The organism is uncultured Paracoccus sp. (genome assembly GCF_945915435.1).
Classification (GTDB): domain Bacteria; phylum Pseudomonadota; class Alphaproteobacteria; order Rhodobacterales; family Rhodobacteraceae; genus Paracoccus.
On sequence record NZ_CAMEFG010000064.1, the window covers coordinates 1 to 15,872 of the forward strand.

Sequence of the window (15,872 nt, forward strand, 5' to 3'; positions counted from 1 at the left end):
TCGTCGATCTCGCCTGCACTATGGCATGGATCGCCTAAATGAAGACGCCGCCTAGATCAAACACACCACCCGTTCAGAAGGAGCATCGCCCTGTCAAGCTCGGGCGGAGGTCGGCAGCGCCGGCCGGAGCCAGGGATCGTCACCCGGCAGGGCCAGGACAGTGCAGGACAATATTCGACCTATGGCGCTTGGCGCCTGCGAACAGCTGCGACCCATCAAGTAAAGAGCAAACAGCATCGGCGGCGTCGGGGTCCAACCCGACCTCCGCCCGTGCAATGAGGCTGCCAGCCGCGTGTGTGCCACATCTCCCTGAGGGGCTGGATGACACCCTGATCGCTACCAGCCTGTTCAGAGGGCTGACAGCCCGAATATCTTACCCATCGCTATGTCAACCTCCCCCATGGTTACACTGTCCTCCTTCACGCCGCTATGGGTGCAATAGTGATGGTTCCCTGAGCTGAAAGTCCGCTACGGACTCAAACCGCCCGATCTCCGCTGCGCAAACCGCATTCCGGCTCCTGCCCAAGCACACCCGAAACGAAAGCCGCCTATTTCCCGGCCTTGAGCTTGGCTGCAAGATCACGCGCGATGGCGAAGGCGCCCTTGATGCGGTCGGCGTCGCTTTTCCAGTCCCGGCGCAGCACGATCTTGTTGTCCGTGACCTTGGCCAGCCCACGCTGGTCGTTCAGGAATTCGACCAGCCCGGCGGGGTTGGGGAACTTGTCCATGTGGAACTGCACCGTCGCGCCCTTGGGACCGGCGTCCAGCCGCGCGATATTGGCGCGCTTGGCCATCGCCTTGATGCGGATGACCAGCAGCAGGGTGTTCACCTCGCGCGGCAGCGGGCCGAAGCGGTCGATCAGTTCGGCGGCGAAACCTTCCAGCTCGACCTTCGTCGCAAGCTGCGACAGGCGGCGATAAAGCCCAAGCCGCACGTCCAGATCGGGGATGTAGCTTTCGGGAATCGTCACCGGCACGCCAAGGTTCAACTGCGGCGCCCAATCGTCTTCGGGCGTGCCCTCGATCTCGCCCGATTTCAGCTTGGCGATGGTTTCCTCCAGCATCTGCTGATAAAGTTCGAACCCCACCTCCTTGATATGGCCCGATTGTTCCTCGCCCAGCAGGTTGCCCGCGCCGCGCAGGTCCAGGTCCTGCGAGGCCAGGTTGAACCCCGCACCCAGGCTGTCGATGGAACCCAGGAACTTCAGCCGCCGCATCGCCTGCGGGGTCAGCGGCACGCGCGGTTTCGTCGTCAGATAGCAATAGGCGCGCGTCTTGGACCGCCCGACCCTGCCCCGGATCTGGTAAAGCTGCGCCAGCCCGAACATGTCGGCGCGCCAGACGACCATCGTGTTGGCGGTGGGAATATCCAGCCCGCTTTCGACGATGGTCGTCGCCAGCAGGATGTCGAATTGCCCATCGTAAAAGGCATTCATCCGCTGGTCCAGATCGCCCGCCGCCAACTGGCCGTGGGCGACGAGATAGCTGGCCTCGGGCAGGTTTTCCTTCAGCCAGTCCTCGACATCGGGCAGGTCGGACAGGCGCGGCACGACGAAGAAGCTTTGGCCGCCGCGATATTTCTCGCGCAGCAGGGCCTCGCGGATGGTGACGGTGTCGAATTCGCTGACATAGGTGCGGATCGCCAGCCGGTCCACCGGCGGCGTGCCGATGATCGACAGGTCCCGAACGCCTGTCAGCGACAGTTGCAGCGTGCGCGGGATGGGCGTTGCGGTCAGGGTCAGGACGTGGACATCGCTGCGCAACTCCTTCAGGCGTTCCTTGTGGCCGACGCCGAAATGTTGTTCCTCATCGACGATCAGCAGGCCGAGGTTCTTGAAACGGACCTGCTTGGCCAGCACGGCATGGGTGCCGACGACGATATCGACCGTGCCTTCGGCCAGCCCCTTGCGGGTTTCCGCCGCATCGCGGGCGGAAACGAAGCGCGACAGCGGGCGGACGTTGATCGCGGTGCCGCGAAAGCGTTCGGCAAAGCTCTTGTAATGCTGGCGGGCCAGCAGGGTCGTGGGGGCGATGACGGCAACCTGCATGCCCTGCGATGCAGCGATGAAGGCCGCGCGCATGGCCACCTCGGTCTTGCCGAAACCCACGTCGCCGACGATCAGCCGGTCCATTGGCCGACCGGCGGCCAGGTCGCTCGCGACATCCTCGATCGCGGTGGCCTGGTCGTCGGTCTCGGTATAGGGAAAGCGCGCGGCAAAGCTTTCGGCCTCGTGATGGGCGGGTTCCAGCACGGGGGCGGGACGCAGCAGGCGCTCGGCCGCGATGCGCATCAGCCGGTCGGCGATCTGGCGGATGCGTTCCTTCAGCCGCGCCTTGCGGGCCTGCCATGCGCCGCCGCCAAGGCGATCCAGCAGCCCTTCCTCGTGACCGTAGCGGGTCAGCAGCTCGATATTCTCGACGGGCAGGAACAGCCGGTCGCCACCGGCATATTCCAGCGCGACGCAATCATGGGGCACCCCGGCGGCGGTGATGGTTTCCAGCCCGGTATAGCGCCCGATCCCGTGTTCGACATGCACGACCAGATCGCCGGGGGTCAGGGTGGTGGTGTCGCGCAGGAAATTCTCGGCCCGGCGGCGCTTCTTCGCACCGCGGATCAGGCGGTCGCCCAGCACGTCCTGTTCCGAGATGACCGCGAGCGCCCCGGTCGCCTGGCCGTCCGAGACAAAGCCTTCCTCAAGCGGCCAGACCGCCAGACCAAGCGCGCCCTTCTGCGTCCCAAGCTGGCCAATGTCGCGGATGGGAACCGCGCCTTCGATCCCCTCATCCGCGATCAGCCCGGCCAGACGCTCGCGCGCGCCTTCCGAGAAACTGGCGATGACGACCCGGCCCGAGGCGCGCAGCTTGCCGACATGTTCGGCAAGGGCGGCGAACAGGTTGATCTTTTCGGACTGCCGTTCAGGCGCGAAATTGCGGCCCACGCGACCGCCCGCATCCAGCACCCCCGGACCCGGAGGCTGGGGCAGCACCGACAGCCGCAGACAGCGCCGCGCCGCCAGCCAGCCCTGCCATTCGTCTTGCGGGGGATAAAGCGCCTCGGGCGGGACGGGGCGATAGGGCGTATCGGTCGCGCCCTTGCGGCCCAGCGCCTCGCGCCGGGCGGCATATTGTTCGCCGATCATGTGCCAGCGCGCATCGACCACCTGGTCGAGATGATCGTCCAGCATCACGCTGGCCTGCGGCAGATAGTCGAACAGGCTCTCAAGCCGGTCGTGGAACCACGGCAGCCAATGCTCCATCCCCGCCATCTTGCGGCCCGCGCTGATGCCTTCATACAGCGGATCGTTCGCACCGCCGCCGAATTCGGCCCGGTAGTTCTGGCGGAAGCGGGTGATGGCGGATTCGTCCAGGATGACCTCGGACATGGGTGCCAGCTCGACCCGGTCCAGCTTGTCGGTGGTGCGCTGCGTCTCGGGGTCGAAGCGGCGCGCGCCGTCCAGCACATCGCCGAACATGTCCAGCCGGATCGGCCCGCTTTCGCCGGGGGGATAGATGTCGATGATACCGCCGCGCAGGGCATAGTCGCCCGGCTCGGTCACGGTGGGCGATTGCGAAAAGCCCATGCGCACCAGAAAGGCCCGCAGCGCGGTTTCGTCCATGCGGTCGCCCACCGCAGCCGAAAAGCCCGCGCCGCGCAGGCTGTCTTGCGCGGGAACGCGCTGCATGGCCGCGTTCAGCGTCGTCAGCAGCACGAAAGGCCCGCGGATCGCGCCCTGTGCAAGCGCGCTCAGCACCGCCATGCGGGCCGCCATGATCCCCCCGGCGGGCGAAATCCGGTCATAGGGCGTCGTATCCCAGGCGGGAAAGTCCAGCACCACGGCCTTGGGCGCGAAGAACGCCAGCGCGGCGCGCATCGCGGCCATGCGCCGGTCGTCGCGCGCGACATGGATCACCGGCGCGCCTTTTGCCAGTTCGCGGGCAAGAAGGGCGGTGTCCATGCCCTCGGGGGCGCCTGACAGGACGATTTGTTCGGACATGGAAGCTGACCTATTCGGATCGCGGCAAGAGTCAAGTGGCGGTATCGGATTCATCGCGGCTAGAAAGGGCGCGCCAGCATCCACAGCGTCCCCCAGAAGGCCGTGACCCCCACCACCAGGACCGAGATCGCCGTCACCGCGATCCGGTGCCGCCGCATCCGGCGCGAGGCATCGGCGGCGGCCCTGTTCGGCGCGCTCTGCCCCGCCTGCGCCTGCGACAGGATCACGCGCAGGACGCGCGCAAGGCGCAGATTCATCAGCGCGACGATGCCAAGGGGCGCGGCCAGCAGGAAAAGCGCCTGCGCCATTTCCAGCCCGTAGCCGAAGCCAAGCATCGCCAGCAAGGTCAGCGCAAAGGCGGCAATGCCCGTCAGCCAGCTTCCTTCCTGCGAGGCGACCCGCCAGCGCGGCAGCATCAGCGACAGCCAGTCCAGCAGCGCCAGCGCCTCGGGCCGGTCGCCGGGACCTTCGGGTTTCGCGGCGCTGCGGATCACGTCGATGGGCACGCCCAGCACATTGCGCCCGGCCATCGACCAGACGGTGGCCAGCATCAGCCAGAACCAGATCGTGGTGAAGGACCGGCTGTCCAGCAAACCCAGCAGACCATCGAACAGGGGCACGGGACCTCTCATCTCATGGGGCGCGCGACCGGCACACTAGCCCGGCGCGCGGCCAAGGGAAACCGTAAAAGCCCGCCTTTTCCGTCGGCTCGGGCGGGTTGCGCCCCGGCGCGGCAGGGTGCAGGATCGGCGCGATCCAGACAGCCCCGATGGAAGGCCCCGCATGTCCGCCAACCCGATCCTCGCCCCGTTCCCCGCCGCCCGCCCACGCCGATTGCGCCGCACCCCTGCCCTGCGCGCGATGACGTCCGAGACCACGCTTGGCGTGGGCAACCTGATCTGGCCGATCTTCGTGACCGAGGTCGCGGGTGGCGAGGGCGAGATCCCCTCGATGCCCGGCGTTGAACGCCTGACGCTGGACGGCGCCCGCCGCGCCGCCGAACGCGCGGCGAAACTGGGCATCCCGGCGATCTGCATCTTTCCCCATTCCGATCCCGACAAAAAGACCGAAGGCTGCGAACGCGCATGGGACCCCGAGAACATCGGCAACCGCGCCATCCGCGCGATCAAGGACGTCGCGCCCGATCTGGCCGTGATGACCGATATCGCGCTGGACCCCTACAACATCAACGGCCATGACGGATTCGTCCAGGGCGGCGTGATCGTGAACGACGAAACCGTCGAGGCGCTGGTCAGGATGGCGCTGGCGCAGGCCGAGGCGGGGGCGGACATCCTCGGCCCCTCGGACATGATGGACGGGCGCATCGGCGCGCTGCGCAGCGCGCTGGAAGGCGCGGGGCATCAGGATGTCACGATCATGTCCTATTCGGCGAAATACGCCAGCGGCTTCTATGGGCCGTTCCGCGATGCGGTGGGCGCATCCGGGCGTCTGGTCGGCGACAAGAAAACCTATCAGATCGACCCCGCCAACCGGGCCGAGGCCCTGCGCTGCGTCGCGCGCGACCTGGCCGAGGGCGCGGACATGGTCATGGTCAAGCCCGGCCTGCCCTACCTGGACATCTGCCGCGAGGTAAAGGACCGTTTCGCAGCCCCGACCTTTGCCTATCAGGTCAGCGGCGAATATGCGATGCTGGAAGGCGCGATCCGCAACGGTTGGCTGTCGCGCGACGTGGTGGCCGAAAGCCTGCTGGCCTTCCGCCGCGCGGGCTGCGACGGCATCCTGACCTATTACGCGCCGCAGGTCGCCGAATTGCTGGCGTAATGGGACAAAAGCCCCTAGGATTCGGGCATGGATAGCGGCCTGCTTGCGAAACGGGGCCGCCAGAACGGAACGGGACAAGAATGACCAAGAACCTCAGCCCGTCGCGCCGGTCGTTCATCGCGGGCGGCATGGCGACGGCCCTGCTTGCCGGATGCTCGAACGCGGTGGGTGAAAACGCCGCCGCCCGGCTGGACGCGCGGGTCAATGCGACGCGCGACCACCTGCTGCAAGCCTATCCGGCCACCGCGCCGATGATCCAGAACGCGCGCGGCGTCCTCTACATGCCGCTGATGACCGAGGCCGGGATCGGCTTTGGCGGCGCCTATGGGCAAGGTGCGCTGCGGATCAACGACGCAACGGTCGATTACTATTCGGCCACGCAGGCCAGCGTCGGCTTCCAGATCGGCGCGCAGCAATATGCGCATGTGCTGATCTTCCAGACGCCTGAATCGCTGTCGAATTTCCGCAACAACCCCGGTTGGGTGGCCGAGGCGGGGGCCTATTACGCCCTGCCCGCCGGCGGTCAGGCGATGGGCGCGGACACGATTTCCGTGCAGCAGCCGGTGGTGGCGATGATCTTCGGCCAATCCGGCCTGATGGCGGGCGCGACGATCGCGGGCACGAAATACACCCGCATCATCCCCTCGACATTCTGAGGGCACGGGATTTTAGGCCGCGTTGCCGAAAAGGGATTCCCGTGTCGGGCTTCTCGTGATTCAAGCCGGCATCTGCGATGGAGACCAGCTTGGCACGAGGTCTGATGACGGGTAACGGCAGCCTCTTGAGCCCGCCTGTCAAGCAATCAATAGGCCTGTGCGGTTGCTGTAATCGTCATCTCGTGCAGATTGACCGATTGGGGCAGTTGATAAGCGAAAAGGATCGTCCGGGCGACATGCCCGGCATCGATGCCGCCTTCCATGCGGTCGCGGTCGGCGGACCAGACCGCGAAGGCGGCGGGATCGGTGATGGTCTTGTCGATCTCGGATTTCGTGATGCCGGGCGAGACGGTCATCACGCGCACATTGTGTTCCGCCGCCGCGCCGCGCGCGCCTTCGCTGACGGCATGGACGAAATGCTTGGTGCCGCCGTAAACGTCGTGAAAGGGATAGACCTTGCGCCCCGCGATGGACGAGATGTTGACGATGGTGCCATGCCTGCGCGCCTTCATCTTCGGCAAGAGCGCGTGCATGCAGTTCAGCACCCCGGTCACGTTGATGTCGATCAACTCGCGCCATTCCTCGGGGTCCTGATCGTCCAGCCGCGCCAGCCGCGAAATCCCCGCATTGTTGACCAGCAGGTCCACGGGGCCGAAGCGCGCCTCGCCCTCGGCGATGGCGGCGGCGATGGCGGCGCGGTCGCGCACGTCGGCCTCGCAGCAGACGGCATCGGGCAGGCCCAGTTCCAGCAGCTTCTCTCGCCGCCGCGCCAGCAGCAGCAGCGGATGGCCCGCCTCCGAGAAGGTGCGCGCGATCTCGGCGCCGATGCCCGCGCTGGCGCCGGTGATCATGACAAGGGGTTTCGCCTGTGTGGGGGTCGCTTCGTTCATCGTCCCTGCTCCGCTATGAAGAGATGAGGGGGCCGGGGACGCCTGCCCCCGGCCCGCCTGCGTTACTCGGCCGCGGCCTGCGCGCGGATTTCCTCGATGTTCAGAACCGGCGAGACCTCGTATTTGTAGAACTGGTTCTCGGGGTTCGGGTCGATGAAATCGTCCACGTTTTCGGGCGTGATCGCATAGGCCGGGAAATACGACCCCAGCGGCAGGTTCTGCGCCTCCAGCCCTTCGTTGAAGATCTGGTCCAGGAAGGCCACGGTCGAGACGCCCATCTGTTCGCCCGAGAAGGTGCCGGTGACCAGCAGGTTGCCCTTCTTGATCTCTTCCAGCGCCAGCCGCGCGCCATCGGCCGAGGTGGCGACCTTGACGCCTTCGGTTCCGGTGTTGCGCAAGGCGCGCAGGCTGCCGATACCCATCCAGTCGTTGTCGGCGATGATATGGGTCAGGCGGCTGCCGTGTGCGGTCAGGATGTCCTCGGCGGCGGCAAGCCCGCCTTCCTCGGTCCAGTTGCCCTCGGCCATGGTCACGACCTGAAAGCCCAGTTCCTCGTCGTTGAAGGTGCCGCTCTGCTTGGCCTGCTGGAACAGTTCGTAGCCGCGCAGCATCGCGTCCTCGCGCGTCATGTCCAGCCCCAGATCCTGCACCCGCTGCCAGACGATCCCCGAAACCATGCCGTTGAGGCGGCTTTCCGAGGTCGAGTTGCCGACCACGCCGATGATCAGCGCGCCGGTAATGGGATCGGTGCCAGCATCCTGCGCGATATATTCGCCCGCGCCGAAGCCGTTTTCATAGGGGTTGGGCGTGATCGTGGTCAGCACCCGCGCGCGGTCCGAGGGAACGGTCCCGATGGCGACGACCGGGATACCGGCATCCACCGCGCGGTTGATGCAGGACGCCACGCCCAGCGTATCGGTCGGATCGACCACGATCACGTCCTTGCCCTGCGTGATGAAGGTGTCGATATGGGCGCATTGGCGTTGCAGGTCGCCATCGGCCACCTGAACGTCCAGCGACAGGTTGGTGTCGGCGGCTGCGCGCTCGGCCCCCTTGATCAGCTCGACGAAGAAGGGGTTGCCCATGGTGATCTCGGTCCAGCCGACCTTGATGTCGTCGGGATCGGCGGGCTCTTTCGGCCATGCCTTTTCGATATCGGTGCGGTCGGGCATATAGGGATCGACCAGCCCCGACAGCGCAGTGTCGGGCATCAGCCTGTAGATCTCGGGCTTGTCGGCATCGTCCTGCGCCGCAGCGAAGCCTGCGGGCAGCGTCATGGCCGAGGCCATCAGCAGCGCCAGGGTGGTATTGCGGTTTTTCATCGGTTTTCCTCCCGTGGATGAAAAAGGGTAAAAGGGGCTCAGCGGCTGTCGCGGCCGAAGCGTTGCAGCATGACCGCCGCGATGATGATCAGGCCCTTGATGATCTGCTGGGGATAGGACGGCACGCTCATCAGGTTCATGATGTTTCCGATCAGGCCCAGAACCAGCACGCCGATCACGGTATTGACGACGGTGCCCTTGCCGCCCGACAGCCGTGCGCCGCCGATGACGCAGGCCGCGATGGCGTCGAGTTCGAACCCCACGCCGGTGATCGGCGTGCCGACCCCGGTGCGCGAGGTCACGACCACCCCCGCCAGCGCCGAAAGCGCGCCGCAGATCACATAGACCGCGAAGATATAGCGGCGATGCGCGATGCCGGCCAACCGCACGGCGGTCTCGTTGCTGCCGGTGGCGATGACCATGCGGCCAAAGACGGTGCGGTGCATCACGAACCAGAAGAAGGCGATCACGACGATGGACAGCACCACCGGCCAGGGCAGCATCAGCCCCGGCATCCCGGCGCTGCCGAAGCTGTCGAGGATTTCCGAGGCGCGCGACTCGTAGGGCAGGCGCACCGGCTGGCCGTTCGACATCATGTAGGTCATGCCGCGCGCGATGGTCATCATCGCCAGCGTCACCACGAATGGCGCAAGCTGGAACCACGCGATCAGCGCGCCGTTGAAGGCCCCCAGCAACCCGCCGAAGATCAGGATCGCGCAGGTGCCCGCCGCCACAGCGAACCAGCCGTCGAAGGGCATGGACGGCAAAAGCAGCGCCACCGCAAGCCCCCCTGCCGCCGCGACGGCACCCACCGACAGGTCGATGCCGCCGGTGTTGATGACCAGCAGCATCCCGATGCTGATCAGCAAAAGCGGCGTCAATTGCCGCAGCAGGTTGAACAGGTTGCCCCGCGACAGGAAGGCGTCGGACAGCATCGCCGAGGCGAAGACCAGGATCACCAGCATCACGATGGAACTGTTTTGCAGAAGAATCCGGCCGATCCGGGTCGCGCCGCCCGGTCTCTGGGCCTGTGTCACGGTCATTGCTTTACCCCCATTGCAAGCGCGATCAACGCCTCTTCGTTCATCTCGTCCCCGCCAAGTTCGCCGGTGATCGCGCCCGCGCGCATGACGGCGATGCGGTCGGCGATGCCGATCAGTTCCGGCAGGTCCGAGGAGATGACGATCACCGCGAGGCCGCGCTCGGCGACATCGTTGACGATCTGGTAGATTTCGGATTTCGCGCCGACATCGACGCCGCGCGTCGGCTCGTCGAGGATCAGCACCTCAAGCTCGGTCGCCATCCATTTCGCCAGCGCGACCTTCTGCTGGTTGCCGCCCGAAAGCGTCGAGACCGCGGGCGCGCCGCCCGGCGTCTTGATGCGCAGCGCGCGGATCATGCGGTTCACCTGCTCGGTTTCCGCGCCCAGGTTCAGCACGCCCCCGGCGCGCGTCGTATCGTTGCGGCGGCGCAGCATGATATTGGTGGCGATGGACAGGTCCAGCAGCACGCCCTGGCCCTTGCGGTCCTCGGGAACCATGCCGATGCCGTTCGAGACCCCTTCGCCGGGGCTGCGGTTGGCGATGGCGCGGCCTTTCAGGCGGACCTCGCCGCCGGCCATGCGATCCGCGCCGAAGACGGCGCGCATGACCTCGGTGCGGCCCGCGCCGATGAGACCGTAAAAGCCCAGCACCTCGCCGGCGCGCACGGTGAAGCTGACGTCCTCGACCAGTCTGGGCAGGCGCAGGTTCGCGACCTCCAGCACGGGGGCGCCGATGGTGGCGTGGCGTGGCGGAAAGACATGGGCCAGTTCGCGGCCCACCATCATCTCGACAAGGCGGGTCTGGTCGATGTCGGCGATCCGGACGGTATCGACGCGGCGCCCGTCCTTCATGATCGTGGCGCGGTCGCAGATGGCGAAGACTTCCTCAAGCCGGTGCGAAATATAGATGACGCAGACCCCTTCGTCGCGAAGGCGGCGGATCAGGCGGAAAAGCTGCTGCGTCTCGCGCTCGGTCAGCACGGCGGAAGGTTCGTCGAAGACGATGACGCGCGATTCGCGGCGCAGCGCCTTGCAGATCTCGACGATCTGCTGTTCGGCCACCGACAGGTCGGATACGGGGCGCGTCACGTCCAGATCGGCCAGCCCGAGGCTGGCGACCAGTTCCGCCGCGCGGCTGCGCAGCGCCTTCCAGTCGATGAAGCGCCTGCCGAAGGCCAGATCGTCGATGAAGATGTTTTCCGCGACGCTCATGTGATCGCAAAGCGCGAATTCCTGATAGATGACGGCGATGCCGTGGTCGCGGGCGACGCGCGGATTGGACAGGACCAGCCGTTCGCCGTCCAGGATCACCTCGCCCGTATCGGGCTGATGATCGCCCGACAGCACCCGCATCAGCGTCGACTTTCCGGCCCCGTTCTCGCCCAGCAGAGCGTGAACCTCGCCGCCATGCGCCGCGAAGCCGACATTTTCGAGGGCGCGGATACCCCCGAAATGCTTTGAGATGGAAACCATTTCCAGGCTGTTTGCCATGCCCTCTCCCTTCGGCGTCCACGGCAGGGGTTACGATTCGCAAGCCCGCCCCTCCATCGCCATTTAGGTAGTAATGTTACTTCTTTAATTCTGTCAACAACAATATTTCGCAAAATTTGTGAGCATATTTTTATTGACAAGGGGATATGTCAGGTTGAATACGTAGCATTACTACTGCATGGCATGAGGAGGAACGAAATGTCACGCGCATTCGGGGGGCCGGGGAAATACATCCAGCGCCGGGGCGAGATCGCCTGTCTGGAACAGCACCTGACGCCTTTGGGCGATCGTTTCCTGATGTTGGCCGACCGCGCCGTCCTCGACCGGTTGACTAAGGCGGCGGGCGGAATTGCAGGTCTGGATATCATGGCCTTCAACGGCGAATGTTCGGCTGCCGAAATCGCCCGTGTCGTCGCGGCGATCCGCGAAACCGGCGCGCAGGTGGTGATCGGTGCGGGTGGCGGCAAGGCCATCGACACGGCCAAGATCGCCGCCGTCCAGACCGGGGCGCGCATCGTCGTCCTGCCGACCATCGCCTCGACCGATGCGCCCTGTTCGGCGGTGGCGGTGCGCTATACCGAGGAAGGCGTCTACGAGGAATCGCTGCGCCTGCCGCGCAATCCCGATGTGGTGCTGGTCGATTCGGAACTGATCGTCGCCGCCCCGGTGCGCTTCCTGATCGCGGGTATCGGCGACGCGCTTTCGACATGGTTCGAGGCGCGTTCGAACCTCGAATCGCGAACGCCGAATTATGTCGCGGGCGGTTTTCCCCCGACCGAGGTCGGCATTGCCATCGCACGCCGCTGCCATGACGTGCTGATGGCCGAGGCCCCCAAGGCCGTCGCTGCCGCCCGGCAGGGGCGGATCACCGCCTCGGTCGAGCGCATCATCGAGGCCAATATCCTGATGAGCGGGCTGGGCTTCGAGAACTGCGGCTGCTCGGCGGCGCATGGCATCCATGACGGGCTGACCGTGCTGGAGGCGACGCACCACCTGCTGCATGGCGAAAAGGTCGCCTTCGGCTCGCTGTGCCTTCTGATGCTGGAAAACCGCGACTTGGCCGAGATCACGGAAGCGATCCGTTTCTGCCGCAACCTCGGCCTGCCGGTGACGCTGGCCGATCTGGGTCTGGGGCAGGCCAGCCGGGACGATATCACCCGCGTGGCCGAGGCCGCGCTCGCACCCGGCGAATGCACCTTTGCCACCCCGGTCGAACTGACGGTCGATACGGTGCGCGACGCCATCCTCGCGCTCGACGCCTTCGCGCGGGAGGTGCTGTGATGGCCAATCCCACGCCCGAGACCGGCTTCACCGACAGCCCCGTGCTGATCACCGGCGCGGCAGCTGGTATCGGCCTTGCCATCGCGCGGATGTTTGCCGCGCGCGGGGCAAAGCTGTTCCTGATCGACCGCGACGAAAAGATCGGCGCCATCGCCGCCGAACTGGGACCCCAGCACCACGCCATGCAACTCGACGTGCGCGAGGACGATTGCGGCACCCGCGCCGTCGCCGCCGCGCTGGAGGCCTTCGGGCGGCTGGACATCCTGATCAACAACGTCGGCATCGGCCCGCTGGCCCCGGCCGAGGATTATCCGTTGGACCTGTGGGACGCGACGCTGGCCATCAACCTGCGCGCCGCCTTCCTGTTCGCCAAGGCCGCCGCCGCGCCGATGCTGGCGCAGGGTTACGGGCGGATCGTCAACATGTCCTCGCAAGCCGCGACCATCGGGATCGAGGGGCATGTCGCCTATTGCACCAGCAAGGCGGGCATCCTCGGCATGACGCGCTGCATGGCGCTGGAATGGGGCAAGCGCGGCATTACCGTCAACGCGCTGTCGCCCACCGTGACCGAGACCGAACTGGGGCTGATGAGCTGGGGCGGCCAGAAGGGCGTCGAGACCCGCGCCGCCATTCCCGTCGGCCGTTTCGCCAAACCCGAAGAGGTCGCCGAGGCGGTTCTCTATCTCGCCAGCCCGCAGGCCGCGATGGTCAGCGGCGCCAATCTCGCGATCGACGGCGGCTATACCATCCGCTGAGACGAAGGAGCATGATCTTGGAATTATTCAAACCCACCGCCTGCCGGATCGGCCTGCCGGATGGAACGCTCGGCAACCGGACCGGACGTTATGAAAAGCGGCTGGCCGACCTGGACGGGCTTTACCGCGACGAGGCTGCCTTCGCGCAGGCCGTGGCCGAAGGGGGCGAGCGTATCGTCTATGCCGTCGAGGAGTTCCGGCCGACCGAAGCGGCGGGCGACCTGATCTTCGGCGTGACCCGTATGCAGCCGGGCTTGATCGGGGACGAATATTTCATGACGCGCGGCCATATTCACAAACTCGCGAACCGTCCCGAGATCTATCAGGGCATGTCGGGCCAGGGGCTGATGCTGATGGAATCCCCCGCAGGCGAGACCCGCATCGTCGAGGTCGGCCCGCAGACCGTCTGCTATGTGCCGCCCTTCTGGATCCACCGCTCGGTCAACACCGGGGCCGAGCCTTTCGTGATGTTCTTCTGCTACCCGTCGGATTCCGGTCAGGATTACGAAATCATCGCGAAATCGGGCGGGATGCGCAGCCGCGTCCATGCCGATGGCAAGGGCGGCTGGGTGGCGCGGGACAACGACCTTTATCGCCCGCGCACCACTGACGAGGTCGCCGCCGTCCAATCCTCGGCCCGGTAAGGAGATTGCCATGACCCAGACCATTTTCGACCGGATCGCCATGCTCGGCGTCGTGCCGGTGATCGCCATCGACCGCGCCGATCAGGCGCTGGCGCTGGCGGATGCCCTGCTGGAGGGCGGGTTGCCGGTGGCCGAAATCACCTTCCGCACCGCCGCGGCGGGCGAGGTCATCGCCACGCTTGCCGGTGCCCGGCCCGAGTTGATCACCGGCGCCGGCACGATCCTGACGCCCGCGAACCTTGCCGCCGCGCAGGGTGCGGGTGCGCGCTTCGGTCTTGCGCCGGGCTTCGATCCGCGCATCGCCGCCGCCGCGCGCGAGATCGACATGCCCTTCGCACCCGGCGTGATGACGCCGTCGGAACTCAGCCTAGCGATTGCCGAGGGGCTGTCGCTGTTCAAATTCTTCCCCGCGCAGGCCGCCGGGGGACCGTCGATGCTTTCGGCGATCTCGGCCCCCTTCGCCCATCTGAAACCGCGCTTCATCCCGACCGGCGGGGTCAGCCTTGCGAATATGGGCGAGTGGCTGTCGCTTCCCGCAGTCGCCGCCGTCGGTGGCACATGGATCGCCACGCGCGAGGATATCGCGAACGGCGATTTCGCCGCCATCACCGCCAAGGCCCGCGAGGCCGTCGCCACCGCCGCCCGCCTGCGCGAGGACCACGCATGAGCTATCGCCCCGCCACCCGCCCGACGCTGTATTTCATCGGCGTGACCACCGGCGCCTCGTCCATCATGCGGGTCTTTCCCGCATGGGCCGAGTTCCTGGGCCTGAAGGACGCCGCCATCGTCGGCATGGATTTCCCGCTGCACGCCGACCCCGCCGCCTATCGCGAGGCGGTCGAGTTCATCCGCGACGATCCGCTGTCGCTGGGCGCGCTGGTCACGACGCACAAGCTGGACCTGTTTGCCGCCTGCCGCGACATGTTCGACGAGATCGACCCCCATGCGGCGTTGATGCACGAAACCAGCTGCATCTCGAAACGCGACGGCAAGCTGCGCTGCCATGCCAAGGACCCGATTTCCTCGGGACTGGCGCTGGACGGCTTCCTGCCCGCCGATCACTTCGCGAAAACCGGGGCGGAACTGCTGATGCTGGGCGCGGGCGGCTCGACCATCGCGATCACGTGGCACCTGATGCGTCGCGCGCGGGGCGCGGATGTGCCGTCGCGGATCGTGGTTTCGAACCGCTCGCAGCCGCGCCTGGACGAAATCCGCAAGGTCCATGCCCTGATCGAGACCCCGGCGCGGCTGGAATACGCGCTGGCCGATACCCCCGACAGGAACGACGCGCTGCTGGCGGGGCTGAAGCCCGGCTCGGTCGTGATCAACGCGACGGGGCTGGGCAAGGATGCGCCCGGCTCTCCGCTGACCGATGCCGCCGATTTCCCCGAAGGCGCGATCGTCTGGGATCTGAACTATCGCGGCGATCTGGTCTTTCTTCAGCAGGCCCGGCGGCAAGAGGCTGCGAAGCGCCTTCAGATCGAAGACGGCTGGACCTATTTCCTGCACGGCTGGACGCAGGTGATCGCCGAGGTCTTCGATATCGCGATTCCGGCCTCGGGGCCGGATTTCGACCGCATCTCGCAGATCGCGGATGCGGCGGGCCGCCAGAAACCCAAGGCGTGAGGGGGCCATGTCGCGTATCCTGATCACCCCCCGCTCGCTGACCAAGCTGCGCCCGCCCGAATTGCGCCCGCTGGAAGACGCGGGATATGAGCTGGTCTTTGCCCCGGCAGGCCGGACGCCCACGCCCGAGGACCTGACCGCCCTTCTGCCCGGCTGCGCCGGCTGGCTGGCGGGGGTCGAACCCGTGCCCGCCGAGGTCGTCCGCACCGCGACCGATCTGCGCGCGATTTCGCGCAACGGCGTCGGCGTGGACAACCTGCCACTGGCCGAATGCGAGGCGCGCGGCATCGCCGTCCTGCGGGCCGAGGGCGCGAATGCCATCGGGGTGGCGGAACTCGCGATCTCGATGATGCTGGCGCTTCTGCGGCGCATCCCGCAGACGGATCGG

At 66.4% G+C, this 15,872-nt stretch carries 13 protein-coding genes and 1 pseudogene; 8 read left to right on the forward strand and 6 right to left on the reverse strand.

The window, feature by feature from the left end; genetic code table 11:
• Positions 1–548: 548 nt before the first annotated feature.
• Both mfd and Q0O97_RS16285 read right to left on the reverse strand, forming a co-directional pair.
• On the reverse strand, positions 549–3,995 hold the full coding sequence (gene mfd, locus Q0O97_RS16280) for a transcription-repair coupling factor (protein WP_294931798.1): 3,447 nt from the start codon (positions 3,993–3,995) through the stop codon (positions 549–551).
• 59 nt (positions 3,996–4,054) lie between these two features.
• Complete coding sequence (locus tag Q0O97_RS16285; RefSeq protein ID WP_294931801.1) at positions 4,055–4,615, reverse strand: hypothetical protein; 561 nt, start codon at positions 4,613–4,615, stop codon at positions 4,055–4,057.
• Positions 4,616–4,778: 163 nt separating this feature from the next.
• Between Q0O97_RS16285 and hemB the strand changes: the two genes are divergently transcribed.
• Together hemB and Q0O97_RS16295 are read left to right on the forward strand one after the other, a co-directional pair.
• A complete protein-coding gene (gene hemB, locus Q0O97_RS16290) occupies positions 4,779–5,777 on the forward strand; it encodes a porphobilinogen synthase (protein ID WP_294931804.1) in 999 nt (332 codons plus the stop codon).
• Positions 5,778–5,857: 80 nt separating this feature from the next.
• Positions 5,858–6,433 (forward strand): lipid-binding SYLF domain-containing protein, encoded by a 576-nt coding sequence (locus tag Q0O97_RS16295; RefSeq protein ID WP_294931808.1) that lies wholly within the window; start codon positions 5,858–5,860, stop codon positions 6,431–6,433.
• A gap of 146 nt (positions 6,434–6,579) precedes the next feature.
• Here Q0O97_RS16295 and Q0O97_RS16300 read toward each other — a convergent pair whose 3' ends face one another.
• From Q0O97_RS16300 to Q0O97_RS16315, 4 genes are all read right to left on the reverse strand, one after another.
• Complete coding sequence (locus tag Q0O97_RS16300; RefSeq protein WP_294931811.1) at positions 6,580–7,323, reverse strand: SDR family oxidoreductase; 744 nt, start codon at positions 7,321–7,323, stop codon at positions 6,580–6,582.
• 62 nt (positions 7,324–7,385) lie between these two features.
• A complete protein-coding gene (locus tag Q0O97_RS16305; protein WP_294931814.1) occupies positions 7,386–8,645 on the reverse strand; it encodes a sugar ABC transporter substrate-binding protein in 1,260 nt (419 codons plus the stop codon).
• Positions 8,646–8,683: 38 nt separating this feature from the next.
• Positions 8,684–9,688: an ABC transporter permease gene (locus tag Q0O97_RS16310; RefSeq protein ID WP_294931817.1), complete on the reverse strand. Its 1,005-nt coding sequence runs from the start codon at positions 9,686–9,688 to the stop codon at positions 8,684–8,686.
• Complete coding sequence (locus Q0O97_RS16315; protein ID WP_294931820.1) at positions 9,685–11,178, reverse strand: sugar ABC transporter ATP-binding protein; 1,494 nt, start codon at positions 11,176–11,178, stop codon at positions 9,685–9,687. The genes Q0O97_RS16310 and Q0O97_RS16315 overlap by 4 nt, the downstream gene beginning before the upstream one ends.
• Positions 11,179–11,376: 198 nt before the next feature.
• Between Q0O97_RS16315 and Q0O97_RS16320 the strand changes: the two genes are divergently transcribed.
• The 6 genes and pseudogenes from Q0O97_RS16320 to Q0O97_RS16345 form a co-directional block, all read left to right on the forward strand.
• Entirely contained in the window at positions 11,377–12,459 is a 1,083-nt protein-coding gene (locus Q0O97_RS16320) for a glycerol dehydrogenase (protein ID WP_294931823.1), read from the forward strand.
• On the forward strand, positions 12,459–13,214 hold the full coding sequence (locus tag Q0O97_RS16325; RefSeq protein WP_294931827.1) for a GolD/DthD family dehydrogenase: 756 nt from the start codon (positions 12,459–12,461) through the stop codon (positions 13,212–13,214). The genes Q0O97_RS16320 and Q0O97_RS16325 overlap by 1 nt, the downstream gene beginning before the upstream one ends.
• 17 nt (positions 13,215–13,231) lie before the next feature.
• Positions 13,232–13,858 carry a glucose-6-phosphate isomerase gene (locus Q0O97_RS16330; protein ID WP_294931830.1) on the forward strand — a complete coding sequence of 209 codons (627 nt, stop codon included), beginning with the start codon at positions 13,232–13,234 and terminating at the stop codon, positions 13,856–13,858.
• 10 nt (positions 13,859–13,868) lie between these two features.
• Positions 13,869–14,525 (forward strand): bifunctional 4-hydroxy-2-oxoglutarate aldolase/2-dehydro-3-deoxy-phosphogluconate aldolase, encoded by a 657-nt coding sequence (gene eda / locus Q0O97_RS16335; RefSeq protein ID WP_294931833.1) that lies wholly within the window; start codon positions 13,869–13,871, stop codon positions 14,523–14,525.
• Positions 14,522–15,484, forward strand: coding sequence for a shikimate dehydrogenase (locus tag Q0O97_RS16340; protein ID WP_294931836.1), 963 nt, complete (start codon positions 14,522–14,524; stop codon positions 15,482–15,484). The genes eda and Q0O97_RS16340 overlap by 4 nt, the downstream gene beginning before the upstream one ends.
• 7 nt (positions 15,485–15,491) lie before the next feature.
• Positions 15,492–15,872: pseudogene (locus Q0O97_RS16345) on the forward strand (hypothetical protein); the annotation flags it as partial.

What these genes read in the sequence shown, in the direction of transcription:
- Q0O97_RS16325 (WP_294931827.1), top strand. Translation starts at nt 12,459, where the DNA reads ATGGCCAATCCCACGCCCGAGACCGGCTTCACCGACAGCCCCGTGCTG.
- eda (WP_294931833.1), top strand. Translation starts at nt 13,869, where the DNA reads ATGACCCAGACCATTTTCGACCGGATCGCCATGCTCGGCGTCGTGCCG.
- Q0O97_RS16300 (WP_294931811.1), bottom strand. Translation starts at nt 7,323, where the DNA reads ATGAACGAAGCGACCCCCACACAGGCGAAACCCCTTGTCATGATCACC.
- Q0O97_RS16305 (WP_294931814.1), bottom strand. Translation starts at nt 8,645, where the DNA reads ATGAAAAACCGCAATACCACCCTGGCGCTGCTGATGGCCTCGGCCATG.
- Q0O97_RS16340 (WP_294931836.1), top strand. Translation starts at nt 14,522, where the DNA reads ATGAGCTATCGCCCCGCCACCCGCCCGACGCTGTATTTCATCGGCGTG.
- Q0O97_RS16310 (WP_294931817.1), bottom strand. Translation starts at nt 9,688, where the DNA reads ATGACCGTGACACAGGCCCAGAGACCGGGCGGCGCGACCCGGATCGGC.
- mfd (WP_294931798.1), bottom strand. Translation starts at nt 3,995, where the DNA reads ATGTCCGAACAAATCGTCCTGTCAGGCGCCCCCGAGGGCATGGACACC.
- hemB (WP_294931804.1), top strand. Translation starts at nt 4,779, where the DNA reads ATGTCCGCCAACCCGATCCTCGCCCCGTTCCCCGCCGCCCGCCCACGC.
- Q0O97_RS16315 (WP_294931820.1), bottom strand. Translation starts at nt 11,178, where the DNA reads ATGGCAAACAGCCTGGAAATGGTTTCCATCTCAAAGCATTTCGGGGGT.
- Q0O97_RS16295 (WP_294931808.1), top strand. Translation starts at nt 5,858, where the DNA reads ATGACCAAGAACCTCAGCCCGTCGCGCCGGTCGTTCATCGCGGGCGGC.
- Q0O97_RS16320 (WP_294931823.1), top strand. Translation starts at nt 11,377, where the DNA reads ATGTCACGCGCATTCGGGGGGCCGGGGAAATACATCCAGCGCCGGGGC.